This window comes from Flagellimonas sp. HMM57, assembly GCF_021390175.1.
Taxonomy (GTDB): Bacteria; Bacteroidota; Bacteroidia; order Flavobacteriales; family Flavobacteriaceae; genus Flagellimonas.
On the sequence record NZ_CP090004.1, the window covers coordinates 1,842,551 to 1,867,743 of the forward strand.

Sequence of the window (25,193 nt, forward strand, 5' to 3'; positions counted from 1 at the left end):
ATGATAGATGCTAAGATTTTAGTGATCGACGATAATAAAAGTGTATTGAGTGCACTGGAGATTTTGCTTCAGTTTGAATATAAAAGTGTCCAAACACTTTTCAACCCTAACCAAATATCCTCCTTTCCAAACATGGAAGAGATAGACATTGTGCTGTTGGACATGAATTTTTCAGCAGGTGTGAACACAGGTAACGAAGGATTGTTTTGGTTGGGAGAAATTAAAAAGAAATCTCCGAATACCTCAGTAATTATGATGACGGCCTATGGTGCTGTTGATTTGGCGGTAAGAGCCTTAAAGCTTGGAGCATCCGACTTTATCTTAAAGCCATGGAACAACGAAAGGCTATTGACCACCGTGAAATCGGCCTTTGAACTTAGACAATCCAAACAAGAGATACATAAGCTTAAAAAGAAACAGAGCAACCTAAAGCAACTTATAAATGATGACAAGAATCTGATTATTGGAAATTCCAAAGCACTCAACTCGGTCCTAAATTTGGTGCGTAAAGTGGCCAAAACCGATGTTAATGTTTTAATTACAGGTGAAAACGGTACAGGGAAGGAACTGATAGCACGAGAGGTACACCGTTTGTCTTCCAGAAAAGATGAGGTTTTCATAAATGTCGACATGGGTTCCATTGCAGAGAACTTGTTCGAGAGCGAGCTTTTTGGACATATGAAAGGCTCTTTCACCGATGCTAAGGAAGATCGTGCCGGCAAGTTTGAGGCTGCCCATCAGGGGTCTTTGTTTTTGGATGAAATGGGGAATCTTTCGTTGCAGATGCAGGCCAAGTTACTGTCGGCCATTCAAAATAAATCCATAGTACGAGTGGGATCTAACAAGTCCATCAATGTAGACATTCGGTTGATTTGTGCCACCAACTGCAACTTGGAACAAATGGTCTCCGATGGTCTTTTTAGAGAGGATTTGCTATATAGAATCAACACCATCCACATTGAGGTGCCACCGTTACGTGAAAGAGAAGGCGATGTTCTAATATTGGCCGACTTTTTCTTGAAGAAATATGCCAATAAATACGATAAGCCCGGGTTACGCATAAACAATTTAGCAGAGGAAAAGTTAATGGAATATGCCTGGCCAGGAAATATAAGAGAACTTCAACATACTATGGAACGTGCGGTAATCCTCTCTGAAGGAAACGTGCTAAAGCCAACAGATTTTCTTTTGCACTCTAAGCCTCTACAATCGTTTGAAAATGGCCCGGAAACACTGGATGAAATGGAACAGCAGATGATATACAAAGCTTTGGAGCAGCATGATGGCAATTATAGTGCCGCCGCTGACCAATTGGGCATTTCCCGCCAAACATTGTACAACAAATTGAAGAAAAAGAACAAGTAATGGCAAGCAGAAACTTTTATTACCAAGTCATTTTGAGAGTATTGGTCATTGTACTGACCGCATTGGCTTTTGCCTTTTCATTGGTTAAGGTATGGTACTTTACAATTGCATTCTCAATTATTTTTCTTTCAGGGCAAGTTTATTACCTTATCCGGTTTATCAATAGTACCAATCGTAAGATATCCTATTTTTTTGATGCCATTCGAAATGAGGATTTCACTCTTAGGTTTCCAGAAAAAATGTCCATAAAATCTTTTAAGGAACTCAATCAGAGCTTAAATAGGGTCAACAGCATTATTCAGGAAATCCATTTGGAAATGCAGGTTAGGGAAAAGTATTACCAAGAAATCCTAAAGCAGGCAAGTATTGGAATCATGACCATAAATGAGAAAGGGCATATTCTCTTCGCTAATCCCACATTGGAAAAAATGTTGAACCACAGCCCTTTAAACCACATTAAGCAAATTGAACAAATTGATCAAAATCTATACGAAACCTTCAAAGCCCTACAACCTTTTGAGCGAAAACTTTTCCAACTGACCAACGAAAGGGAGCAAATACAGTTAGCGCTTAAATCCACCCCACTTACCTTGAACGCGGAATCGCTTATGTTGGTTGTGGTACAGGACATCAATGCAGAGCTGGATGAAAAAGAGACAGAATCTTGGGTACGATTGATACGGGTGCTTACGCACGAAATCATGAATACGATCACACCAATAACCTCGATTACAGACTCCATTATTAAATACTATACCAAAAACGGGGAGATAGTAGCTCTAAAGGATTTGGACGACAGTAAGATCAAGAACACCTTAAAAGGGCTGGAAGTCATAAAAGAACAAGGTGGCAACCTTATGGAGTTTGTTCAGTCTTACCGTAGTCTGTTGAGTGTTCCAGAACCGAACAGAACCATTGTTAAAGGGAAAGTATTCCTCGAAAAAATAGATGTTTTAATGTCTGCTAGATTAGAAGAGGAACAAACGGTTTTTTCGGTAAGTTGTCATCCAGAAAATCTGGAATTTTTTATTGATAAAAAACAATTGACCCAAGTATTGATCAATCTCAGTAAAAATGCGCTGCAATCAGTTAAGGAAGTTGAGAATGGACAAGTTCAGATGAAGGCAGGTATTGAAAAAGATGGAAGAAAGTATATAGAGATAAGGGACAATGGCCCGGGAATTCCACCAGATCTTATAGAGGAAATTTTTGTGCCCTTTTTCACTACTAAGAATGAAGGCACGGGCATAGGGCTTAGCCTTTCTAGACAGGTAATGCAGTTGCATGGGGGCAGTTTAAAGGTACGTTCTGTACCTTATGAAGAAACTGTTTTTAGATTGAACTTTGCATAATCCCTTAATTTTCAACTATAATGAAAGAAAAACTTTTGCAATTCTGTTGGGACTATGTGAACGGCAAAATGGAAAACCTACAAAAGAGAAGTGATGCTTTACAAGAATCGCTAAATTCAGAAACTAAGAGCAGTGCAGGTGATAAACATGAGACGGGTAGGGCAATGGTTCAATTGGAACAGGAGAAACTGGGCAAGCAACTTTTTGAAGTTGAGCAAATGAAACGGCTGCTTCAAAAGGTTGCTATTGAAAAAGTACCGCACAAGGTTGCTCTGGGGAGTTTGGTAAAAACAAGTACTTCAAAGTACTTCATCTCAATTTCGGCAGGAGAATTCAAAACAAAAGACATATCTGTTTTCTGCGTTTCCCCCAGTTCGCCAATTTCTAAAGCTTTATTGGGAAAAGAAACCAAGGAAGTCTTTCTGTTCAATGGGATGCAAAAAGAGATTTTAGAAATTTCTTAACCATCTCATATTCAATTAGTTTTAACTATTTCTTAAAATATTGAACAAGTTAGTTTCCTATCTTTAAAATCAGTAACCAAAAATAAACATCATGACAACACAAGAAGTTGCGGACAAACTAGTGAGTTTTTGCAGAGAGGGAAAGTACGACGAAGCCTATGGTCTTTATGCTGAAGATGCTTTGAGCGTGGAAATGCCCGGAATGCCAAACGAAATAACTATCGGCAGGGAGAATATTATAAATCAGTACCGTGAATGGGCGGCAGGTATTGAAGAGATGCACGGCGGAACCGTTGGTGACCCAGTAGTAGCGGGAAATCACTTTGTGGTGCCAATGTCAATGGATGCCACATTTAAGGAAACTGGAAGAATGCAAATGGATGAACTTTGCATGTATCAAGTGGAAAATGGAGCTATAAAGAAAGCTTCCTACCATTATGAGGTGCCTTCCATGAGTTAATCCAACCTTGGTTTTTGACGATTGGTCTTTTTAAACGAATCTATCTTCTTGGATTTCAATCGTTTTTCAATCGAAGATTTTGAAGGCTTTGTTGGTTTTCGCTTTTTGGGAACTTCCAAAGCCTTTTTTAGTAAGCTGAAAAAGCGTTTGATGATTAGCTGTTTGTTTTTGTGCTGGCTTCGGGCCTCATCACAGTACAAGATTAGAATTCCTTCTTTGGTAAATCGGGATTCCATTTTTTTGAGGATACGCCTCTTTTCCTGTTCAGAAAAAGCTTGTGAATTTTCCAATGAAAAAGACAGCTCTACTTTAGAAGAAACCTTGTTAACATGTTGACCACCAGCACCACTGCTACGAACAGCTTTAAAGTTTAATTCTCTAAGTAATTGTTCTCTGTTCAACTTGAAGACGCTTATTGATTGTTTCTAAAGATACATTAAGGAAAACAGTATCGCCGAGCTTTAATCGCTTTTGCGTATTGAAGTAAAGAACAGTATCGCCATTTGCTTCAGCTTCATTTAGATAATGACTTCCTTTAAAATAGGTGTTTGTTACCTTGACTTTTAAACCCGTGGTATCAGAAACCTGAAGCTCATTGGGATAGATGAGAACGGATTTATCAATCTCTGCATAGGCTTTCAATAATTTAATAGGGATGCTGTTGACTTCTCCAAATAAAGAAGCGGTATAATAATTAGGGGGGCTTTTGTATAACTTTTTCGTTTTTTGATGGGCTACCATTTTTCCTTGTTCCAAAACAAGCGTTTGTTCTGCATAGGGTAAAACATCATTTGGGTCATGGCTAGCGGTGAGCAATGTTATTCCCTTTTTTTTTAAATAAGGAAACAGTTTTCTGCGAAGCGAGTTTCTTTTAAAATTATCGATATGACCAAAGGGCTCATCTAACAATAATACTTCTGGTTCTTGTGCCAATACCCGCGCCAAGGCTACCCGTTGTTGTTGTCCGCCGCTTAGATTTTTGACCTTTGTTTCTGCATAAGCTTCAAGCTCAATAAGCTCCAATAATTCTTGAATTCTTTGCTCATGGGTCTCTTGCTCAAAAACGGATAAGTGTTGCCCAATGTTTTCGGCTACTGATATAAAGGGCATCAGGTCAAAATCTTGAGAGAGGTATTTCATGTACGATTCTCCAGGAATTAGATTGAAATTTGGGCCTAAAGCTTGGTTTTCGCCCCAAAAAACCGTGCCATTTTCTAGATGGAGCAGCCCATAAATAACTTTGAGAAGGGTGCTTTTTCCAGAGCCGCTCTCTCCCATCAATGCCAAATGTTCACCTTTGGCTACAGTAAAAGAAATATCCTCTAAAATAGTTTGGTCTTGATAGCCGAAGGAATCTATATGAACTTTAAGCATAGATGTAAAACAACAAAAAATCCGCTTCAATAGAAACGGATTTTTAAAATTCTTAAGAGTTTTTTAGTCCTTGAACTCCTTTAATACAGCTTGGTTTGGAAGTTGGTCGTAACCCATATTAAAGAGCGTGAAACCAAAAATATCGGCATATTGCTCAATGGTTTTGCTTACGGGAGTTCCTGCACCGTGTCCTGCATTGGTTTCTATACGTATTAATGTTGGGTTGGTACCCGTTTGCTTCTCTTGTAATTCTGCGGCAAACTTGAAACTGTGGGCAGGCACCACACGGTCGTCATGGTCTCCCGTGGTCACTAAAGTAGCAGGGTATGCTGTTCCTTCTTTTACATTATGCACAGGTGAATAACCTTTGATATATTTGAACATTTCTTCATCATCTTCAGAGGTGCCGTAATCGTAGGCCCAACCTGCTCCTGCAGTAAACGTATGGTAGCGGAGCATATCCAATACGCCAACTGCTGGTAACGCCACTTGCATTAAATCTGGGCGTTGGGTCATGGTTGCCCCGACCAACAATCCTCCGTTAGAACCACCACGTATAGCTAGGTATTCTTTAGAAGTGTAATTGTTTTCGATAAGATATTCTGCCGCAGCGATAAAGTCATCGAATACGTTTTGCTTTTGTAGCTTGGTTCCTGCAATATGCCATTTTTTACCGTACTCGCCACCCCCTCTTAGATTGGGAACGGCATAGACTCCGCCTTGTTCCATCCAAACGGCATTGACAATACTGAATGATGGGGTTAGGCTTACATTAAACCCTCCATACCCGTAGAGAATGGTCGGATTTTTACCATTTAACTCGACACCTTTTTTATGGGTTATTATCATCGGCACTTTTGTACCGTCCTTAGAAGTATAGAATACTTGGTTTGATTCATAATCTTCTGGATTAAAATCTATTTCCGGTTTCCAATACTGTTTGTATTCTCCAGTCTCTACGTTATACTGGTACGAAGAACTTGGGGTATTATAATTAGTGAAGGAAAAATAAAATTCCTTTTCATCTTTTTTGCCCCCAAAACCATTGGCACTGCCTACCCCTGGTAATTCAACTTCTCGTACGAGCTTGCCTTTGTAGTCATACTGCATTACTTTGGAGATGGCATCGACCATATATTCTGCAAAAAAGTAGCCTCCGCCATTTCCAGCGGTCAATACATTTTCGGTTTCAGGGATGAGGTCTTTCCAGTTTTCCGGAGTTGGGTTGGAAGCATCGGTGACCACTATTTTTTTATTGGGGGCTTCCATGTTGGTCACCAAAAAGAGTTTGGAGCCTTCATTCTCTATGACATACGTATCAGATTCGGTATTGTCCAGAACAGTGACCAAATCACTGTTGGGCTGTGTAAGGTCTTTTAAGAATAATTTATTTCCCGAAGTTGATGTTGAAGCGGAGATGAACAAATAGTTTTCATCTTCCGAAACATAGCCTTGGACATAACGGTGTTTTTCTTCAGGAGTACCGCCAAAAATTAACTTATCTTCAGATTGAGGAGTTCCCAGTTCGTGGTAATACAATTTGTGCTGGTCCGTTTTGGCAGAAAGCTCACTACCTTCAGGTTTGTCGTAGCTGGAATAGAAAAACCCATTAGTTCCTTTCCATGAGATACCACTGAATTTGATATCCACTAGAGTATCTTCAACAATCTCCATGTCCTCTGTATTGATAACGATACCCTTTCGCCAATCGCTACCTCCCTCAGAAATTAAGTAAGCTGCTTTTGAGCCATCCTTGGTGAATTTTAATCCCATCAACGATGTTGTTCCATCTTCAGAAAATGTATTTGGGTCTAAAAAAACAGCTTCTTCTTCACCCTCCTTTTTTCTGTAAACTACATATTGATTTTGAAGCCCATCATTTTTATAGAAATAGGTATAATCACCTTCTTTAAAAGGAGACCCTAATTTTTCATAGTTCCAAAGTTTTTCCAGTCTGTTTTTTAAATCCTCTCTAAAAGGGATTTTATCCAAATATCCAAAGGTAGAAGCATTCTGTTCCTTTACCCAAGCTTCGGTTTCGGTACTCCTGTCGTCTTCCAACCATCTATAAGGGTCTTTGACTTCGGTTCCAAAATAGGTGTCTACGGTATCGACTTTTTTAGTGGTAGGATAGTTCACAACGATTGGTTCTCTTTTGGAGGTAGTTTCACAAGCCGCGAAAATGATTACGGCTATAAAAAGACTTAATTTTCGCATTGTTTTTATAGATTGATTTTGTTAAAAATACTACAAAAACAAGCAATTTCTTAAGAGAAAAAAAGCTTTAACGTATTTTAAGAAATAATTTCTGGAGTGTTGGAAATCAACTTGTTCTCTACCAAATATTCTGCAATTTGTACTGCATTAGTTGCGGCTCCTTTTCTAAGATTATCAGAAACGACCCACATGTTCAGGGTATTGGGCTGGGTTTCGTCCCTACGGATACGGCCTACAAAAACATCATCTTTACCATGCGCATAGATAGGCATGGGATACGTATTTGTATCTGGATTGTCTTGCACGGTAATGCCGGGTGTTTCACTTAGCAACTTTCGTATTTCACTTATATCGAAATCGTTATGAAATTCCACATTAATAGATTCAGAATGACCACCAGCTGTTGGAATACGAACTGCAGTCGCTGAAACCGAAAAAGTTCGGTCATCCAGTATTTTTTGTGGCTCTCTGGCCAATTTCATTTCTTCTTTGGTATATCCATTTTCTAAAAACACATCGCAATGGGGCAATGCATTTTTACCTATGGGATAGGGGTAAGCCATCTCGCCTTGTACACCTGCAATTTCATTCTCAAGTTGTTGAACAGCTTTTACCCCAGTTCCAGAAACGGATTGGTAGGTAGAGACCACTACACGTTTCATCTGATACTTATTGTGGAGCGGACTTAACGCTAACACCATCTGAATGGTGGAACAGTTGGGGTTGGCAATAATTTTGTCCTCGGTCGTTAACTGAGCGGCATTAATTTCAGGAACCACCAATTTTTTGGTAGGGTCCATACGCCATGCCGAGGAATTATCGATAACGGTTGTGCCAACTTCGGCAAATTTTGGCGCCCATTGCAAGGAAGTGTCACCACCTGCCGAGAAAATAGCGATATCGGGTTGAGCTGCAACTGCATCAGCAAGCCCAATAATGGTATATTCATTTTCTCTATAGGTTAATTTTTTACCTACAGACCGTTCAGAAGCTACCAATAACAAATCCGTAATTGGAAAATTACGTTCTGCCAATACTTTCAACATTACTTCACCAACCATTCCGGTTGCGCCAATAACTGCTACTTTCATTTTTATCTTTTAGTAGGACAAAGGTAATGTAGAATAAAAACTAAACAAGTGTTCTTTTTTCTTCTAATCAAAAAATAACAAAATGTTATAAATAAAACAACCGTCAATCGGTTAGCGAAAACAGATTGACGGCTTTAAGATTACTACTGTGATGTAGCGGTAGCCAAGTAAGGCTTACTATTTTTGTTTTTGTAATAAATCCCTGATTTCGGCGAGCAATTCCTCTTGGGATGGGCCTTTTGGTGCTTCTGGAGCTGGCTCTTCTTTTTTCTTCATCTTGTTTACGCCTTTTACGATCATGAACATTACAAAGGCCACGATGATAAAATCGATTACATTGGTTAAGAATTCACCATATAATACTGCCACTTCCCCTACTTTTTCACCTGCATCGTTCATAGTTCCTTCTGTAATTATATATTTTAAATCTTTGAAGTCTGCATTAAAGATGAGACCAATTAAAGGAGATACTATTCCTCCAGTAAAGGAAGCAACGACCTTATTAAATGCTGCACCCATTACGAAACCTACGGCAATGTCCACGAGGTTTCCTTTCATTGCAAAATCTTTGAATTCTTTCAACATAGTATAATAGTTTTAGTGGTTAATACACACACAATGTAACCAAAAAAAGGGGTTAAGCCAATTAGAACCTGTAAAATTATAGGGTTACGACAACCCTTTTAACCCTAGGTGAAATTGCAGTCAGGATTTCGTATGCTATTGTGTTAGCAGAAGTTGCGAAATTTTCTGCTGAGTTATTTGGTCCAAAGACCACAACTTCATCCCCTTCATTACAATCAATATTGGTAACATCAATCATAATCATATCCATGCATACATTGCCAATAATAGAAGCTTTTTTTCCATTGATAAAAACATAACTTCTTTCATTGCCATATTGTCTGCCAATACCATCTGCATGACCAAGCGGCAATGTTGCGGTTCTTCTTTGGTTTTTGGGTGTAAAGGCCCTATTATAACCTACGCTTTCGTTCGGCTGTATTTCATGAATCTGGGAAATGATGGTTTTTAAGGTGGCTACGGGTTTCAGTTGTTCATCAAAAGCCTTGTCATTGCCATAACCGTAGAGTCCAATGCCACTTCGTACCATTTCAAATTGTGCTTCGGGGTAATTTAAGATTCCCGAAGTGTTCAATAGATGCCGAAAAGGAACATACCCTAACCTATTGTTCAAAGCAGTACTTATTTTCTGAAACGTTGCTATTTGTTTTTGGCTAAAAGCTTTTTCGGATTCATCTTCCGAAGCAGCTAGATGTGAAAAAATGGAAGTTATTTTAAGTTCTTGCCTGTTTTTTAGTTGGGAAGTAATGAAATCAATATGATTTTCGCTAAACCCCAATCGATTAAGACCCGTATTAAATTTAATATGGACGGGATAATCCGTTTGGTTTTTATATTTGGCAACCTCTAAAAAAAGCTGAAGGATTTTTGGCGAATACAAACTAGGCTCCAAGCAATGTTCAATAACTTCAACAAGGTTTATAGGCTGTGGATGCAATACCAAAATTGGTTGTGTAATACCCGCATTCCGAAGCAAAATACCTTCATTCACATAGGCAACGGCAAAATAATCCGCACCCAATGCTTCCATCTTTTTGGCAATGGTCACCATATCACTGCCATAGGCAAAGGCTTTTACAACAGCTAAAAATTTGGTTTGGGGTGCTAATCTAGATTTTAAAAACCTGTAATTGTGTTCTAGTGCAGCTAAATCTATTTGTAGCGTAGTCTCACCAACTTTATCCATTGGCGGCTTTCTTTTTTGCTTCTACTTCCTCGGCATCGACATTCATTTGGCTTACTTTTTCTTTGAGCATTGCCTTATAAAATGCTGCCCTGCTCAACGGTTCGTACTCACCCGTTTCTCCAAGTAAGACTAATTTGTCCTCATCGGATTTTCTAAAACTGTAGTTGGCCAGATTTCCGGTACGTGTACAAACTGCGTGGACTTTGGTCACGTATTCTGCTGTAGCCATGAGTGCGGGCATGGGTCCAAAAGGATTCCCCTTAAAGTCCATATCCAATCCTGCAACAACAACACGGATACCACGATTGGCCAAATCGTTACAGACGGTAACAATCTCATCATCAAAGAATTGTGCTTCGTCAATTCCAACAACATCACAATCATCTGCCAACAAACGGATGTTGGCTGCAGCTGGAACAGGGGTAGACCTAATTTCATTGGAGTCATGGGAGACCACCATATCTTCATGATAACGGGTGTCCACAATAGGTTTAAAAATCTCTACTTTTTGTTTGGCAAATTGCGCACGCTTCAATCTTCTGATCAATTCTTCGGTTTTTCCTGAGAACATGGAACCACAGATAACTTCTATCCATCCAAATTGTTCTTTAGGGTTTACCGTGTTTTCGAGAAACATACCGTATTTTTAAACGAAATTGTGTAGTTTTTTCGTTTGATTAAAGCAAAGCACAAAACTACTAAAAAAATATGCCTTGATTTAAGAATAAAATTTAACCTTTTGTTCTTAGGGGGATACTAAAAATGATTTTATTTTTATAGTAAAGATTAATAGCTATGATACGGAAATTAAGGGAGGAACTGATAAAATTGTCCACTGATATTATAACTACCAGAGAGGACAAAGAATTGACGGAGCTTTACGATAAGGCCAAAGAAATTTATGAAAAGTTGGCCGTACTCAAATTTATAGATGAGAAGTTAAACGATGTTGAAGTGGACGTTTCCAAGAATACAATCGCATCACGATTTGAAAAAATGGCAAACGCTGTATTGAGCGAGAACATTTCGGTACCGGAAAGCAATCCCCATGAAGAAGATATTATCATACCCGGAATGGACACCATTAAGGACATGGTTTCAGAAATGCCTTCGGATGTGGCGGTAGAACATGTTTTTAAAGAATTTGTAGCAAAACCTGAATTCATCAAGAACGAGAAAGAAATACTTTCCCCTACGGACGAAAAGGTAATTTCTGAAAATGTAAGGTCAAGATCCTTGAACGATACATACATTAAAGACCTTCAAATTGGTCTTAACGATAAACTAGCCTTTGTAAAGCATTTGTTCAATGGAAATATGGATGATTATACGCGAGTACTTTCCCAATTGAATACCATTGATACCGAAGAACGGTCCAAGGCGTTTATCAAAAATATGGTGAAACCAGAGTATCATGATTGGACGGGCAAGGAGGAATATGAAACACGTTTTATAGCGCTAATAGAGCGTAGGTTCGCTTAATTCATCTCCATCCATTTTACTTTTTATACTTTTAAGGTTACGATAACCTTAAAATAAATAACCATGAATCTGAAGAAAACCCTTTTCTGGGCTTCAACTGTATTGTTGACGGCCATTATGTGTTTTTCAGTTTACAATTATTTTTTCAATCATGGAATGATTCGGGAATTTTTCGTGAATATGGGGTATCCCACGTATCTTATTTACCCTATGGCGGTTGCAAAAATTCTAGGATTATTGGCCATATGGGGAAATTTTTCAAAATGGTTGAAAGAATGGGCCTATGCAGGATTCTTCTTCAATTCAGTTTTGGCATTTTTTGCACATTACATGGTCAGTGACGGTGAACATATGGGAGCTGTTCTTGCATTTATCTTTGTTTTGACCTCTTATTTTTCGGAAAAAGAAGTAAGACGGTAACATAAATTTATGGGGAAATTATATTTGGTGCCGACACCAATAGGAAATCTGGAGGATATCACACTTAGGGCCATAAAAACCCTTAAAGAAGTTGATTGTATTCTTGCGGAGGATACCCGTACTAGCGGAAAACTGCTCAAACATTTTGAGATTGATACACCGCTGCAAAGCCATCATATGCACAATGAGCATAAACAAGTGGATATTTTGGTCGAAAAACTTAAAGGAGGTGTTAGCTTTGCTTTAATTTCCGATGCCGGAACCCCGGCGATTTCAGACCCTGGATTTTTATTGACCCGGGCATGTGTGGAAAACGATATAGCAGTTGAATGTCTTCCTGGAGCAACAGCATTCGTTCCAGCACTAGTGAACAGTGGACTCCCTAATGATCGTTTTGTCTTTGAAGGATTTCTACCGATTAAAAAAGGCAGACAAACCCGATTGCAAATATTGGCGGAAGAAAAAAGAACGATGGTATTTTACGAATCGCCCCATAAATTGCTTAAAACCTTGACCCAATTTGTGGAATACTTTGGAGCGGATAGATTGGTTTCTGTTTCGCGGGAATTGACCAAAATGTATGAGGAAACCATTAGGGGAACAGCAGCCGAAGTTCTAGAACATTTTACAGTAAAACCACCTAAAGGTGAGTTTGTTATTATAGTTGGGGGAAAACCTTAAACTGATAGTAAACAGCTATATTTCCGACTTACTTAGTCAATAACCTAAAACCAAAGTGGTACAAAAATTCCATCCCGAACTGAACAAGGTGTACTTTATAAACAAGTATACCCTACTACACATTATTTCTGGTTCGGGAACTATCCAAGTCGATTTCAAAAACTATAACGACTGGCAAGACAAGGCCATTTACTTGGAAAAAGGTCAGTATATCAAATTCTTTTCAGATGATTTTGTTGTAAGAAAGATAGAATTCCCAAACAAGACTGTTTTTGATAAGAAAGAAGTACGAGTACTCTTTAAACATTTGATTTCGTTGGGCTATATCAACTTTAACGAATGCGAGGAGTGCAAAAGATATTTGTCCAACACCGCGTTTTCTGAAAATACTTCCGAAATCATAGATATTTCCTCCAAGCAATGGTATTGGCAAAACCCTTTTCAAGCCAGCAAGCAAGAATATCAGATCATTTTCGATGTTAAAGAGATTATCGATAATGAATATTACGGCAATTTCAACAACAAGGACCTTTCAGCTTTAATGTTGGAAAATGGATACAATGCCCAAGCACTCGTTAAGGATAAAATAGGGCTATCTGTAAAGACGTTGCTTTCTAACAAAAGATTGATGGAGAGCAAAAAGAAAATAGCATTTACAGATAAGAGTATTCAAGAGGTTTCTTATGAAACAGGGTACAAGGACCCAGCATATTTTAACCGGGTATTTAAAAACACCACGGGACAGACCCCATCAGATTTCCGAAACGATTTCGATTATGAAAATCGTGATACGTTCACCAAGAACCTTATCGAATTATTAAAGGACCATCATGCGGAGCATCGGAATCTTGAATTTTATGCTGACAAAATGAATCTCTCCATAAAAGCACTATCCAAAAAAACGAGAGCGAAAATGAATGCATCTTTAGGTCAGTTGATTCGAAATGAATTGATTTCCACCTCAAAAAAACTATTGCTTCAAGAAGCATCTATAAAGGATATTGCATATAAACTTGGTTTTGAAGAGGCCAACCACTTCTCACACTTCTTTAAAAATTACACAGGGAGTACTCCCACCGATTACAAAATCAAAAAGTACAATTCTTAGCGTCTTTTTTGTATGCCCTAAAGGGCTTTCCATTCTGAAATTTGCAGTGTAATTACAAACTAAAATTTGTTTAATCATTAAAAATAGAAGTAATGGATATTAAATCATTGGCCATCGAAATGGATGGCATTGTAGGCAAAGGAGCCATTGTAGACGCAGTAAAACAATTCTTCGCAGAAGACGCAACAACATCTGACTATAATGGACTAGCGACCACTGACAAACAGCAAATGGTCGAAAAAATGGAAGGCTTCGCAGGAGCGATTGCTCAAGTAAACGGCATAACCCACCATCATACAATTGTAGATGGAAATGTATCAGCGTCAGAATTCACTTTTGATTTCAACATGAAGGATGACAGCAAAATCTACTGGCACGAGATTATTCGTCGCGTTTGGAACAACGATGGTAAAGTAGTTGAGGAAGAGTATTTCAACGCTCAATAAATGTTCCCCTATTTCTCTCATATTAAAAAAGGTAATCGACTGCATCGCAATAGTGAGAGTAGTTTTGGCACCCTTTTTATAAGGTCCAGATTGCATTATCAATTAGGACTTGTAGAGAAAAATATTAATAGAAATAAAGACGTAGTAATTAAAAACAAGTAAATATTTAAAGAAAAGTAAAATGAAAATTTTAAAATTATCCATAGTAGTAGTAGCATTAACATTTGCTACAAGTTTATCGGCCCAGGACAAAATGGCCAACAATATTGACAACAGTAATATTGCACTTGCAGGTTATAGCCCTGTATCCTATTTGGATTTGGGATTGGCTCAAAGAGGTAACAAAGCGTACAAATCTGAGTACAAGAAAGTAGTATATTATTTCACTTCTGGAGAGCAAAAGGCAACGTTTGATAAAAACCCTTCCAAGTATATGCCTCAATATGGTGGTTTCTGTGCTTTTGGAATCTATGCTGGAGCAAAATTCAGAGTAGACCCAACTAAATTCATAGTAAAAGATGGAAAATATTATTTGTATTTGAACAATGTAGAGCTTGATGCAAAACAACTTTGGCTTGCAGAAAACAATCATGGTAAATTAAAAAGTGTTGCGGACACCAATTGGAAAAAGTTAGGTAAGACACATAACTAGACCATTTTAATAATCACTAAAATTTTAGATCATGAAATTTGTAACCAAAAGAATTCACGCATTTTTAGATTACCCCGTAGCTATTGCATTAATAGTGCTGCCATTCTTGTTAGGTTTGGGCGGTTCTAACCCGTTGGCTTTGCAGCTTTCGGTAGCTACAGGAGTTGCAGCCTTTGTGCTAACGTTACTAACAGATCACCATTTGGGAGCACTAAAAGTTATTCCTTATAAGTTTCATCTGTTGGTTGATTTTATAGTTGCCGTAGTGTTTATCCTGGCACCTTTTATTCTTTCTTTTCATGGAATAGATGCTTATTACTATTGGATAAATGGAATTGCGGTACTAACGGTGGTTAGCCTTCATAAAGCAGAAATAAGGGCCTAGAACAAGGAAAGTAGAGAACAATGCTAAAACCAGGTTCTTTTTCACATAAAAACAACTAAAGATTTAGATTGGTTGTGGTTCAAAGCATGTCAATTGTATGATTGATGTGCTTTGGTGCTTACTATGAACCATAAAATTAGTCCAACAAAAGCTAAGTGTAGTTTTGACCACCTAGCTTTTTTATACATTTAACAAACATGAAACAATTACTCTCCGATATCCGCAAGTGTGAAGTGTGCATAGAACACCTTCCTTTAGGTCCACGGCCCATAGTGGCCGGACACCCAGACGCACGAATCTTAATTATTGGGCATGCACCAGGCACCAAAGTACATAAAACCGGAATACCTTGGGATGACCATAGTGGCAAACAGCTTCGCAAATGGATGGGTGTAACGGATGAAGAATTTTATGACGAGACCAAAATTGCACAAATGCCCATGGGATTTTGTTATCCCGGAAAAGGAAAAACAGGAGATTTACCTCCAAGGACCGAATGTGCTCCTCTATGGCATAAACCGCTTCTCAACAAAATGCCCAATCTAAAATTAACAATTCTTATTGGGCAATACTCCCAGCGGTATTATTTGGGAAAGAGAATGGAAAAAAATTTAACAGAGACCGTACGGAATTTCATCAACTATGTGCCCTATTATTTTGTAATACCGCATCCATCGCCCAGAAATCGATTTTGGATAAGCAAAAACCCTTGGTTTGAAGAGGAGGTTGTACCCATGCTTCAAAACCATATAGCCCAACAACTAAAAAACTAGTAAGAAATACTCGAACGTAACCTGCTAAAGGTTTCTGGTTTCATATTGAGATATGAGGCCAAGTATTTTTGGGGAATCACTTTTAATTCATCCGGGCAACGCTGCATGAATGCAATATAACGCTGTTCCGCTGATAGGGTCAAAAGCTCCACTTCCCTATGCAAACGACCAAATAATATATTTTGAAAAAACAAACGGCCCCAAATATTGAAATCGGGGAACTTTTGAAACAAACCTTGATAATCGGTCAATGAAATGCCCAATAACTTTGAAGGTTTTAGGGCTTCTAAAAACGTATGGGATTGCTGCTTGGAAATAAACGAATCAAAGACTCCGGATGGACTTCCCGAATAGGAAAACCCCAAAACCACTTTCTCTCCCTTTTCGTTTAGGATATAGATGGCCTGTACGCCTTCAAGCACAAAATAAAAATAACGCTCAATAGCACCAGCTTCGGTTATAAGATCGTATTGATTAAAGGTTTTAGGCTTCCAAAGCGAACGAAAATAGTTTTCCTCTTCTTTTTCAAAATTGACTTGTGGAAAGAATTGCTTTAAGCGAAGAAAAGTTTCGTCATTCATAACACTCCGACTATAGAGAATCTAAAAATAGCTAATATCGACTATAGTCAAAGAAAAAGTGAAAGTAGAAAGATGAACGGGTTACGCCAGAATTTCATCAACCTGTACCATGTGTCGCTCCAAATGGCAAAGTAAAAATTCAAAAGCTTCTGGAAGGTAGAATTTTACAACAGGGCCTATGGCAGAGGTTATCTTAATTTTGGTTACATCTTTGTTCCTGCTTTTTAAGATAGATTGCTTCAAATGATTGTGCAGCTCAAAAAACGCATCGAAAACCTCGTCTATTTTTTCGCCTGTCAATTCGTTCTTGTCCAATAATGGCTCAAACCGCTTTAGCGTTTTCATTTTCATTTTTCGGACTCCATTCTTGGGTCGTTGTCCTTCAATAACTAATTTCTGCCAACGTCTTGTCCTGAACCCATCTGGTTCTTTATCGATATCTGCTGATTTTGCTAGCGTATCATTTATTTTCTCCACGTACTTGCCATAGGAAATGTTTAGGTGCGCAATGATTTCGACAATGTTCCAGACCTTTGGATTTGGAGGTGTTTTTAATATGGTTACATCTAAAGTCTGATGCTTTTTTACGGTATTTAGAATATGATTTAACCGCTGAATTTGATTTTCCGAGGTGAGGACCAATGCTGCCATACTTCTATTTTTTAGCAAAGTTCAAGGTTAATGTTGCTACAAAACTTGATGTAGGTCAAGAAATCCAAGAATCAAAAAATCCAACAGCGAAGCGGTCTAACGTCTAATATCTAAAATCTAATACCTAGACCCATCATGTTTCCCTTCTTCCCAACCATGTTTCCCCAAATACTGTTCCCCACTTTCAACAGCACCCTCTTCTATAGAAGTACCCATGGAGTCGTTCCAGCGGTTCAAATATCCAAATAAGGAGATTACACCTAGCATCTCCACAATTTCACCTTCGTTCCAATGTTCGTAGAGTTTTGCTTTGATTTCTGCATCCACTGCATTGGGAACTTGAGAGGCGGCCAAGGAAAAATCTAAAGCTGCGCGTTCGGCTTCTGAGAAAGCTTCGTGGGTTCGGTATTCCCAAATATTGTCCAATTGCTCCTGCTCTGCACCATAACGCTCTGCAGCCCTAATGGCATGTGCTTGACAATATCGACATCCCGTGGCATTACTGCTCACCCATGCAATCATCCGTTTTAAAGCTGACGTAACCCTACCTTCATTGGCCATTACGGCTTTATTTAGGTTGATAAATGCCTTTGAAATAGCTGGTCTATGCTGCATCGTCAAGATGGAGTTTGGACAAAAACCAAGAGTCTCGTTAAAGAATTCAGCTAATTTTTTAGTCTCTAAATCATGATTGGGATCAAGTGGATTTACTAATGCCATAGATGTGTGTATTAATTGTATTTTTGGAAGCTACAAGAAACAAAAATTTGACATCATGACAAATCATATTACTACCAAATGGTTAGGAGAAATGGCCTTCGAAAGCAATAATCCTTCGGGCCAAACATTAAGAATCGACGCAAGTCCAGAAGATGGGGGTAAGGGTGATGGCTATCGTCCAAAGGCATTGATGTTATCTTCTTTGGCTGGTTGCTCTGGTTTGGATGTTGCCTCGCTCATTAAAAAAATGAAACTGGAAGTGGACGAATTTCATATTGAAACTATTGCCAACTTGACCGATGAACACCCCAAGTATTATGATGCCGTGACCATAGAATATCACTTTCACGGGCCAAATCTGAATGAAGAGAAATTACAAAAAGCTATTGACCTATCCGTAGAAAAATATTGCGGTGTTATGGAAATGTTCAGACGGTTCGCGGAGTTGGAGATTAAGACGGTGTTTCATGGGTAAAGCTTAAGTACAAGTTTTAAGTTCAAGCTCAAATTTCAAGTACAAGTTCAAAGCGCAAGTTTAAAAACTATGCAGATTCATAAATATTTATAAGCTTTGTAACTATTCAAATATAATTTTCAAGCTCAAACCCAAGCTTGTTTTTCGTATAACATATGAAAGATAAAAAGTTTGACCTAGAAGATAGATTAGTATCGTTTGCGGCGGATATAGCCCTTTTTTGTAAAGAATTACCCAATGATTTTACGGGTCAGTATTATGGTCACCAACTGTTAAGGTCATCCGGTAGTTCGGCTCTTAATTTTGGGGAGATGCAAGGAGCCCAAACGGATAAGGACTTTAAACATAAGGCCTCTATTTGTTTAAAGGAATTAAAGGAGTCACGAATCAATTTAAAGATTCTGGAAAAGATTAATTATGGAAGTGATTTAAATCGGAAAGAACTTCTTGACGAAATAGAACAATTAATAAAGATTATAGCAACAATAATTAAAAACAAAAGTCAATAACCGACCTCTTCAAACCTGTTGTATTTGAGTTTGATTTTTGTGTTTGTATTTTATAGATATGCGCTGGACCATAAAGCCCAAACCTACTCAAGAAGACATCGACCAACTTTCCAAAGACCTGAAGGTTGACGGATTGGTAGCACAGTTATTACTACAAAGAGGGATAAGTACCTACGATGAGGCGAAATCATTCTTTCGCCCACAACTTTCCCATCTGCACAACCCATTTTTAATGGAGGATATGGATAAAGCGGTTGCACGGATTGAATCGGCCATAGCGGATAACGAGAATATTTTAATTTATGGGGATTATGATGTGGACGGAACAACTTCCGTTGCCTTACTATCATCCTATCTTTTGGAACAATACCCTAACGTTGCTACCTACATACCGGATCGCTACACGGAAGGCTATGGTGTATCGCTTCAAGGAATCGATTTTGCTTCGGACAATGATTTTACGTTGATTATTGCTTTGGATTGTGGAGTAAAAGCTATTGAACAAGTCGCATATGCAAAAGACAAAGGAATCGATTTTATTATCTGTGATCACCACAGGCCAGGGAATATGCTTCCTGATGCAATTGCCATTCTTGACCCTAAACGTGAGGATTGTGGGTATCCCTATAAAGAGCTTTGTGGCTGTGGCGTAGGATTTAAATTGATACAGGCGCTCACTTTAAAAAATGGAGGAAATATTGATGAACTTATTCCGTATTTAGATTTAGTGGCAACCGCTATTGGAGCGGATATTGTGCCGATTACAGGGGAAAATCGGGTTTTGGCCTATTATGGTCTACAGGTCATCAATTCTAATCCAAGGATTGGGTTTAAGGCGATAATCAATCAAATAAAGAAAAAATCGCTTACCATTACAGATGTTGTCTTCATCATAGCACCAAGAATAAACGCTGCGGGAAGAATGGAGCATGGCCAACATGCCGTGAACTTGTTGGTGGAAACCGATTTGAACAGTGCCGAAAAGTTTGCAGCTGCTATTGAGGCGTTTAATTCGGATAGAAGAAATCTTGATCAACAAATTACAGAGGAAGCCCTAGTGCAAATTCAGGAAAACAAAGAGGAAAATCGATTTACATCTGTAGTTTATGATGAGAATTGGCACAAAGGCGTTATAGGCATTGTAGCTTCCCGACTTACGGAAACATATTATCGCCCTACATTGGTCTTTACAAAAAGTGGAGAAAAACTTGCTGCATCTGCGCGTTCCGTAAAAGGGTTCGATGTGTACAATGCCTTGGAAGGCTGTTCCGATTGTTTGGAACAATTTGGAGGGCACAAATACGCTGCGGGACTGACACTTCTCGAAAACCAATATGAAACATTTAAAGCACAATTTGAAAAAGTAGTTTCCGAAAGTATAGATTCCAGCTTATTGGAACGGGAACTTACCATAGATGCCAAAATTGAATTGCATCAAATTGATGATAAATTAATGCGTATTATAAAACAGTTCGCTCCTTTTGGTCCAGGAAACATGACACCTGTTTTTATGGCTGAAAAAGTTCAAGATGCAGGTTATGCAAAAGGTATTGGTGAAGATGAAAAGCACCTAAAGATATCGGTTTTTCAGAATGGTTCACCTAAGTTTGGGGCTATAGGTTTTAACTTAGGGAATAAATTAGAGCGAGTTAAAAATGAAAACCAGTTTGCCATTGCATTTACGTTGGATGAAAATGAGTGGAACGGTACAACAACGCTTCAGTTAAAGCTTAAAGATGTAAACTAAATGTATGAGAATTGAGCACCTTGCGATTTGGGTACAAGATTTAGAAGCTATGAAAACTTTCTATGAAAATTACTTTAAGGCCAAATCAAGTAAAAAGTACCATAATCCAACAAAAAAATTTACATCCTATTTTTTGAGTTTTAATAAAGGTACCCGTCTTGAACTGATGCATAGACCTGATATAAAAGTATTTGATAAAACGGAAGAACGTACGGGGATTGCACATTTTGCCGTATCTGTAGGTTGTAAGGCTGTAGTTGACGCATTGACCGAAACCTTACGAAAAGATGGTTTTGATATTATTGGAGAACCGCGAACAACGGGTGATGGGTATTATGAAAGTGTAGTAATGGACCCTGAACAGAACCGAATAGAGATTACGGTCTAGTATGGAACAGAAGCTTGACCCCTACGCTGCATTGCGTTTTAAAGAATTCAATATTTTTTTAGGCGTACGTTTTGCCATGGTTTTTGCATGGTCCATGCAGTTTATTGTTATAGAATGGCAAGTGTATTCCCTGACCAAAGACCCTCTTTCGTTAGGGATAATTGGGTTAATGGAAGTGATTCCCGCAGTGGGCATGGCACTGTTTGCGGGCCATATTGTAGACCAGAAAGAAAAAAGAAACCTGTTGATAAAGTGTATTCTTGGATTTTCGGTCATCAGTCTTGGACTTTTCTTTCTAAGTAATCCATCTTTGGAAACCAGTATGTCTTCAACAAATATTCTGTACGCCATTTATTTCTTGGTTTTTCTTGGAGGATTGGTAAGGGCGTTTTTGGGGCCTACTATTTTTTCCTTGATAGCGCTTATTGTCCCAAAGAAAATTTATCCCAATGCGGCTACTTGGAGTAGTTCCACTTGGCAAATGGCATCCGTTCTTGGCCCTGCTTTGGCAGGATTCAGCATCAGTTGGATTGGTGTTCACTGGTCCATGTGTGTTATTTTCGCCTTTTCTTTAATAGCCTTGTTGTTGCTCTTTAAGATTTCTCGAAAACCAATTCTAAATCCTAAAATTGGAGAGCCTGTTTTTCAAAGCTTAAAGGACGGATTAAAATTCGTTTTTAATAGCAAAGCTATTTTTGGTGCACTGACGTTGGATATGATTGCGGTGCTCTTTGGAGGTGCCGTAGCACTTTTACCCATCTATGCTCAGGATATTCTACACGTAGGTTCTGAAGGTTTCGGTATTTTAAGGGCCGCACCCGCAGTAGGGGCATCTATAACCATGTTGGGCTCCACCCGATTCCCGTTACACAAATATGCAGGAAAGAAATTGCTTTTGGCCGTCTTTGCTTTTGGTGTTTGTATTATCGTCTTTGGGATATCCACATCCTTCTGGCTTTCTGTTGTCGCTTTATTTTTAAGTGGAGCCGTAGATGGCGTTTCCATGATCATTCGCCAGACCATTCTACAATTAAAAACGCCAGACCATATGCGTGGCAGGGTAGCATCTGTAAACTCCATTTTTGTCGGTTCATCAAATGAATTGGGCGCTTTTGAAAGCGGATTGGCCGCAAAATTTTTGGGAACGGTATCCGCAGTGGTTTTTGGAGGTTGTATGACGTTGCTCACTGTAGGTACAACGGCCTTGGTTTCCCCAACATTTAGAAGGTTGGATCTAACAAAAGATATTGAAGAACATGAGAAAGACTAGTCTTCCAACTTTTTGAGCGATAATTTTTCCCCATCAAAAACGGCATAGGTAAAATAGGAAATCCAATCGCCAAGATTGGTATATCTTGATTTTTCATTGAGTTGAATTTCCATGGGAAGGTGGCGGTGCCCAAAAATAAAATGGTCGTAATGCTGACTTTCCAGTTTTCGTTTGGCATATAGGATCAACCATTCTTTATCCTCGCCCAAGAAAGTGGCATCTGCCTCACCTGAAATGATTCGGTTATTAACGGATAAATGTTGTGCCAAACGGACACCTAAATCAGGATGTAACCATCTAAAAAACCACTTGGCGACAGGATTGGTAAACACCTTTTTCATGCGCTTAAAACCCTTGTCGTAAGGTCCCAGACCATCACCATGACCAACAAAAAAAGAAGTGTCGTTGATCAAGTATTGCTGAGGTTTGTGATAAACGGGAATATTCAGCTCCTCTTCAAAATAACCATTCATCCATAAATCGTGATTTCCAACAAAATAATTGATTTCAATACCAGAATCCGTGAGTTCTGCCAGTTTTCCCAATGTTCGGGTAAATCCTTTGGGAACAACGGTCTTATATTCAAACCAAAAATCGAATAAATCGCCCATTAAAAAAATTACGGCAGCATCGTGTTTAATGGAATCCAACCAAGCCACAAATTTCTTTTCACGAGGTAAACTTTCCTTTGAAGTTGGAGCACCCAAATGATTGTCACTTGCAAAGTAGACTTTCTTGTCCTTAGGAATGGTGATGGCTTTCATTTACGTGTAAAGATAAGAATTACCGCTTTTTGGATCAATTGTCCGCAGCAAACCATTCAGCAAAAGAAGTTTCAGTTTCCTGTAGTTTAATAGCATGTAATTTGATGTCTTCGGGAAGGCGATTTTTAATTTTTTCAGCAAAGTCAATGACCATATTTTCACTGGTGGGCTGGTAATTGGCCAGAATAACGTTATGTCCTCTTTCCGATAATTCTTTAGCAAGCTCAACATGTGGTGTGTTCTTATTGAAAACCGTAGCATGATCAAATTTATCTACGATCTCTTCCTTGACTATCTTCTTTAAATCACCAAAGTCTACGACCATCCCTAATTTTACATGCGTGGTATCTGTTATAGGTGTTCCGATCACAGTTACCGAGAGTTTGTAACTATGCCCATGGACATTGCGACATTTGCCATCGTATCCGTAGAGTGCATGGCCTGTTTCGAAGGAAAATTGTTTTGTGATTCTAATTTTGTCCATTGTTGAAGATTGATGGGCAAAAGTAGGAATTTAGATCAAAGAAATATCAGCGACTCGCATAGAGCAAATATGAACCACCTATGATCAAAAAAGGAGCAGCAACCATAAAAAGGATAACACTCCAACGGTAGAGCCCCCAAAACGATATGGTCTTTATAGCTTCACTATCGTTTCTATCATAGATGATTTTTACCTTCTCACCTATTTTATAAGATGGTGGATTTGAACTTATGGCACTTTCAAAAGTTCTTTTGGTATGCGACCTATCCTTGAACTCAAAAACTGGCTTGTACATCGTACTTCCATCGCTTTGATGGGTATGAAATTGGATTACGGTAGCCGTAGTTTTTATACCTCTCTTCAGAAGGTGCTGGGTTTTTTGATATTTGATATAGGCGTTATATGCCAAAAAAGTTCCGATAAGGAAAAGAAACAAATAAAAGACAATCCATAGCATACTTTTATTTTTGGACATGGTTACCGTTTAAATTTACGCCTTGTCCGAATGCGATTTACAAAAAACACAATCAGTACAACAAGTGCAAAAATCGGAAATACGAGGTCGTTATTGAGAAAGTTGAGAATATCCATATAAAGCTTTAAGAATATTAATAAGTATATAACGAAGACAAGAATCGATTAGTGTTTAGGAATCTCATAGCTGTTGCGTTTACTTTTTGAATTTGGATAAGGCATTTCGGGTAAATTCAGATAGAGCCAACTTGCCTGAAGCTTCTGCTCTTTCTAATAACAAGTCTCCCCAATGATCCGTGCCTTCCCAAAGAATCTGCTTCATTTTTATCAAAGCTTCGGGATTATAGGAAGCCAGTTTTTGGGTATGAAAATCCAACTCCTTGTCCATTTCTGCAATAGAATCATAGACCTTGGAAAACAACCCTTTTTCTTTCGCCCAATAGGCATTTTTCCATTCTGTTGGATTTAAAGAAAGTTCTGCCAACCCAGATTTGCCCAGTTTTCGTTCTACAGCTGGAGCGATGACCAATGGCGCGATTCCTATGGAAATTTCAGAAAGTTTGATAGATGCTGCCTCGGTGGCAAATGTGTAGTCGCAGGCAGCTGCCAGACCAACACCACCGCCTACCGTTTTTCCCTGTATGCGACCAATAATAGGTTTGCGACACGTTCGCATGGCATTGATTACGTTGGCAAAACCACTAAAAAAGGCTTTTCCTTCTTCAAGATTTGAAATAGCTACCAATTCATCAAAAGATGCGCCTGCACAAAAAGCACGGTCCCCTTCGGATTTTAAAACTATTATGGAAGCTTCATCATTATGTGAAAGCTTTTCAAATTCATTGGCTAGACGCTCCAATAGCTCAGAAACAAAGGAATTACTGGCTTGATGGCCAAATTCAATGGTCGCTACGCTATTCTCAATTTTAGTATAAAGGCTTCCGTTGGGTCGGATAGTGGACATATTTTTGTTATTAGTGGTCAATGGTCAATGGTCAATGGTCAATGGTCAATTGTCGGTTGTTGGTTTTTTGTTTTGTTAATTGGATTCGTACGTTTCTAAACTCTAAACTCTAAACTCTAAACTCT

At 38.6% G+C, this 25,193-nt stretch carries 31 protein-coding genes; 17 read left to right on the plus strand and 14 right to left on the minus strand.

Going from position 1 to position 25,193, the window contains the following annotated elements; translation table 11 throughout:
- The 4 genes from LV716_RS08105 to LV716_RS08120 all read left to right on the plus strand — a co-directional run bounded on the left by LV716_RS08105 (position 1) and on the right by LV716_RS08120 (position 3,641).
- A complete protein-coding gene (locus LV716_RS08105; protein WP_163417240.1) occupies positions 1–1,365 on the plus strand; it encodes a sigma-54 dependent transcriptional regulator in 1,365 nt (454 codons plus the stop codon).
- The gene (locus tag LV716_RS08110) at positions 1,365–2,717 is read left to right on the plus strand and encodes a PAS domain-containing sensor histidine kinase (RefSeq protein WP_163417241.1); all 1,353 of its coding nucleotides are present in this window, start codon (positions 1,365–1,367) and stop codon (positions 2,715–2,717) included. Before LV716_RS08105 ends, LV716_RS08110 begins: the two co-directional genes overlap by 1 nt.
- A gap of 20 nt (positions 2,718–2,737) precedes the next feature.
- The gene (locus LV716_RS08115) at positions 2,738–3,181 is read left to right on the plus strand and encodes a 3-oxoacyl-ACP synthase (protein WP_163417242.1); all 444 of its coding nucleotides are present in this window, start codon (positions 2,738–2,740) and stop codon (positions 3,179–3,181) included.
- A 91-nt stretch (positions 3,182–3,272) separates the two neighbouring features.
- A complete protein-coding gene (locus LV716_RS08120) occupies positions 3,273–3,641 on the plus strand; it encodes a nuclear transport factor 2 family protein (RefSeq protein ID WP_163417243.1) in 369 nt (122 codons plus the stop codon).
- Here LV716_RS08120 and arfB read toward each other — a convergent pair.
- The 7 genes from arfB to LV716_RS08155 all read right to left on the minus strand — a co-directional run bounded on the left by arfB (position 3,638) and on the right by LV716_RS08155 (position 10,731).
- Positions 3,638–4,042, minus strand: a complete 405-nt coding sequence (arfB, locus tag LV716_RS08125; RefSeq protein ID WP_163417244.1) for an alternative ribosome rescue aminoacyl-tRNA hydrolase ArfB — start codon at positions 4,040–4,042, stop codon at positions 3,638–3,640. The two genes, LV716_RS08120 and arfB, sit on opposite strands and share 4 nt — an antisense overlap.
- Positions 4,020–5,015: a sulfate/molybdate ABC transporter ATP-binding protein gene (locus tag LV716_RS08130; RefSeq protein ID WP_163417245.1), complete on the minus strand. Its 996-nt coding sequence runs from the start codon at positions 5,013–5,015 to the stop codon at positions 4,020–4,022. The genes arfB and LV716_RS08130 overlap by 23 nt, the downstream gene beginning before the upstream one ends.
- A gap of 63 nt (positions 5,016–5,078) precedes the next feature.
- Positions 5,079–7,232: a prolyl oligopeptidase family protein gene (locus LV716_RS08135; protein WP_163417246.1), complete on the minus strand. Its 2,154-nt coding sequence runs from the start codon at positions 7,230–7,232 to the stop codon at positions 5,079–5,081.
- 77 nt (positions 7,233–7,309) lie between these two features.
- Positions 7,310–8,323 carry an aspartate-semialdehyde dehydrogenase gene (locus LV716_RS08140; RefSeq protein WP_163417247.1) on the minus strand — a complete coding sequence of 338 codons (1,014 nt, stop codon included), beginning with the start codon at positions 8,321–8,323 and terminating at the stop codon, positions 7,310–7,312.
- A gap of 177 nt (positions 8,324–8,500) precedes the next feature.
- Entirely contained in the window at positions 8,501–8,908 is a 408-nt protein-coding gene (gene mscL / locus LV716_RS08145) for a large-conductance mechanosensitive channel protein MscL (RefSeq protein ID WP_163417248.1), read from the minus strand.
- A gap of 76 nt (positions 8,909–8,984) precedes the next feature.
- Positions 8,985–10,094 carry an alanine racemase gene (alr, locus tag LV716_RS08150; protein ID WP_163417249.1) on the minus strand — a complete coding sequence of 370 codons (1,110 nt, stop codon included), beginning with the start codon at positions 10,092–10,094 and terminating at the stop codon, positions 8,985–8,987.
- Positions 10,087–10,731: a thymidine kinase gene (locus LV716_RS08155; protein WP_163417250.1), complete on the minus strand. Its 645-nt coding sequence runs from the start codon at positions 10,729–10,731 to the stop codon at positions 10,087–10,089. The genes alr and LV716_RS08155 overlap by 8 nt, the downstream gene beginning before the upstream one ends.
- 158 nt (positions 10,732–10,889) lie before the next feature.
- Between LV716_RS08155 and LV716_RS08160 the strand changes: the two genes are divergently transcribed.
- From LV716_RS08160 to LV716_RS08195, 8 genes are all read left to right on the plus strand, one after another.
- Positions 10,890–11,576, plus strand: coding sequence for a hypothetical protein (locus LV716_RS08160; RefSeq protein WP_163417251.1), 687 nt, complete (start codon positions 10,890–10,892; stop codon positions 11,574–11,576).
- Between the two features lie 63 nt (positions 11,577–11,639).
- Positions 11,640–11,996 (plus strand): DoxX family protein, encoded by a 357-nt coding sequence (locus tag LV716_RS08165; protein WP_163417252.1) that lies wholly within the window; start codon positions 11,640–11,642, stop codon positions 11,994–11,996.
- A 9-nt stretch (positions 11,997–12,005) separates the two neighbouring features.
- Positions 12,006–12,677, plus strand: coding sequence for a 16S rRNA (cytidine(1402)-2'-O)-methyltransferase (gene rsmI, locus LV716_RS08170; RefSeq protein ID WP_163417253.1), 672 nt, complete (start codon positions 12,006–12,008; stop codon positions 12,675–12,677).
- Positions 12,678–12,732: 55 nt separating this feature from the next.
- Positions 12,733–13,785: an AraC family transcriptional regulator gene (locus LV716_RS08175; RefSeq protein ID WP_163417254.1), complete on the plus strand. Its 1,053-nt coding sequence runs from the start codon at positions 12,733–12,735 to the stop codon at positions 13,783–13,785.
- A 92-nt stretch (positions 13,786–13,877) separates the two neighbouring features.
- On the plus strand, positions 13,878–14,231 hold the full coding sequence (locus tag LV716_RS08180) for a nuclear transport factor 2 family protein (RefSeq protein WP_163417255.1): 354 nt from the start codon (positions 13,878–13,880) through the stop codon (positions 14,229–14,231).
- 181 nt (positions 14,232–14,412) lie between these two features.
- Positions 14,413–14,883 carry a YHS domain-containing (seleno)protein gene (locus LV716_RS08185; RefSeq protein ID WP_163417256.1) on the plus strand — a complete coding sequence of 157 codons (471 nt, stop codon included), beginning with the start codon at positions 14,413–14,415 and terminating at the stop codon, positions 14,881–14,883.
- A gap of 31 nt (positions 14,884–14,914) precedes the next feature.
- Positions 14,915–15,268 (plus strand): hypothetical protein, encoded by a 354-nt coding sequence (locus LV716_RS08190; protein WP_163417257.1) that lies wholly within the window; start codon positions 14,915–14,917, stop codon positions 15,266–15,268.
- A gap of 197 nt (positions 15,269–15,465) precedes the next feature.
- Positions 15,466–16,041 (plus strand): uracil-DNA glycosylase family protein, encoded by a 576-nt coding sequence (locus LV716_RS08195; RefSeq protein ID WP_163417258.1) that lies wholly within the window; start codon positions 15,466–15,468, stop codon positions 16,039–16,041.
- Here LV716_RS08195 and LV716_RS08200 read toward each other — a convergent pair.
- The 3 genes from LV716_RS08200 to LV716_RS08210 form a co-directional block, all read right to left on the minus strand.
- Entirely contained in the window at positions 16,038–16,622 is a 585-nt protein-coding gene (locus tag LV716_RS08200; RefSeq protein ID WP_163417259.1) for a Crp/Fnr family transcriptional regulator, read from the minus strand. The genes LV716_RS08195 and LV716_RS08200 overlap by 4 nt on opposite strands.
- 81 nt (positions 16,623–16,703) lie before the next feature.
- Positions 16,704–17,273 (minus strand): DinB family protein, encoded by a 570-nt coding sequence (locus LV716_RS08205; protein WP_163417260.1) that lies wholly within the window; start codon positions 17,271–17,273, stop codon positions 16,704–16,706.
- Between the two features lie 117 nt (positions 17,274–17,390).
- Entirely contained in the window at positions 17,391–17,993 is a 603-nt protein-coding gene (locus tag LV716_RS08210; protein ID WP_163417261.1) for a carboxymuconolactone decarboxylase family protein, read from the minus strand.
- A 55-nt stretch (positions 17,994–18,048) separates the two neighbouring features.
- Between LV716_RS08210 and LV716_RS08215 the strand changes: the two genes are divergently transcribed.
- The 5 genes from LV716_RS08215 to LV716_RS08235 all read left to right on the plus strand — a co-directional run bounded on the left by LV716_RS08215 (position 18,049) and on the right by LV716_RS08235 (position 22,382).
- Entirely contained in the window at positions 18,049–18,468 is a 420-nt protein-coding gene (locus tag LV716_RS08215) for an OsmC family protein (RefSeq protein WP_163417262.1), read from the plus strand.
- A 155-nt stretch (positions 18,469–18,623) separates the two neighbouring features.
- Entirely contained in the window at positions 18,624–18,977 is a 354-nt protein-coding gene (locus tag LV716_RS08220) for a four helix bundle protein (RefSeq protein ID WP_163417263.1), read from the plus strand.
- Between the two features lie 58 nt (positions 18,978–19,035).
- Entirely contained in the window at positions 19,036–20,724 is a 1,689-nt protein-coding gene (recJ, locus tag LV716_RS08225) for a single-stranded-DNA-specific exonuclease RecJ (RefSeq protein WP_163417264.1), read from the plus strand.
- 4 nt (positions 20,725–20,728) lie between these two features.
- Positions 20,729–21,112, plus strand: coding sequence for a VOC family protein (locus LV716_RS08230; protein ID WP_163417265.1), 384 nt, complete (start codon positions 20,729–20,731; stop codon positions 21,110–21,112).
- 1 nt (position 21,113) lies between these two features.
- Positions 21,114–22,382 carry an MFS transporter gene (locus tag LV716_RS08235; RefSeq protein WP_163417266.1) on the plus strand — a complete coding sequence of 423 codons (1,269 nt, stop codon included), beginning with the start codon at positions 21,114–21,116 and terminating at the stop codon, positions 22,380–22,382.
- Here the strand turns inward: LV716_RS08235 and LV716_RS08240 are convergent.
- The 4 genes from LV716_RS08240 to LV716_RS08255 all read right to left on the minus strand — a co-directional run bounded on the left by LV716_RS08240 (position 22,379) and on the right by LV716_RS08255 (position 25,068).
- Positions 22,379–23,146 carry a UDP-2,3-diacylglucosamine diphosphatase gene (locus LV716_RS08240; protein ID WP_163417267.1) on the minus strand — a complete coding sequence of 256 codons (768 nt, stop codon included), beginning with the start codon at positions 23,144–23,146 and terminating at the stop codon, positions 22,379–22,381. The genes LV716_RS08235 and LV716_RS08240 overlap by 4 nt on opposite strands.
- Positions 23,147–23,180: 34 nt before the next feature.
- On the minus strand, positions 23,181–23,630 hold the full coding sequence (locus LV716_RS08245; protein ID WP_163417268.1) for a 6-carboxytetrahydropterin synthase: 450 nt from the start codon (positions 23,628–23,630) through the stop codon (positions 23,181–23,183).
- Positions 23,631–23,676: 46 nt separating this feature from the next.
- On the minus strand, positions 23,677–24,105 hold the full coding sequence (locus LV716_RS08250) for a DUF3592 domain-containing protein (protein WP_163417269.1): 429 nt from the start codon (positions 24,103–24,105) through the stop codon (positions 23,677–23,679).
- A 195-nt stretch (positions 24,106–24,300) separates the two neighbouring features.
- On the minus strand, positions 24,301–25,068 hold the full coding sequence (locus LV716_RS08255; protein ID WP_163417270.1) for an enoyl-CoA hydratase/isomerase family protein: 768 nt from the start codon (positions 25,066–25,068) through the stop codon (positions 24,301–24,303).
- Positions 25,069–25,193 lie beyond the last annotated feature (125 nt).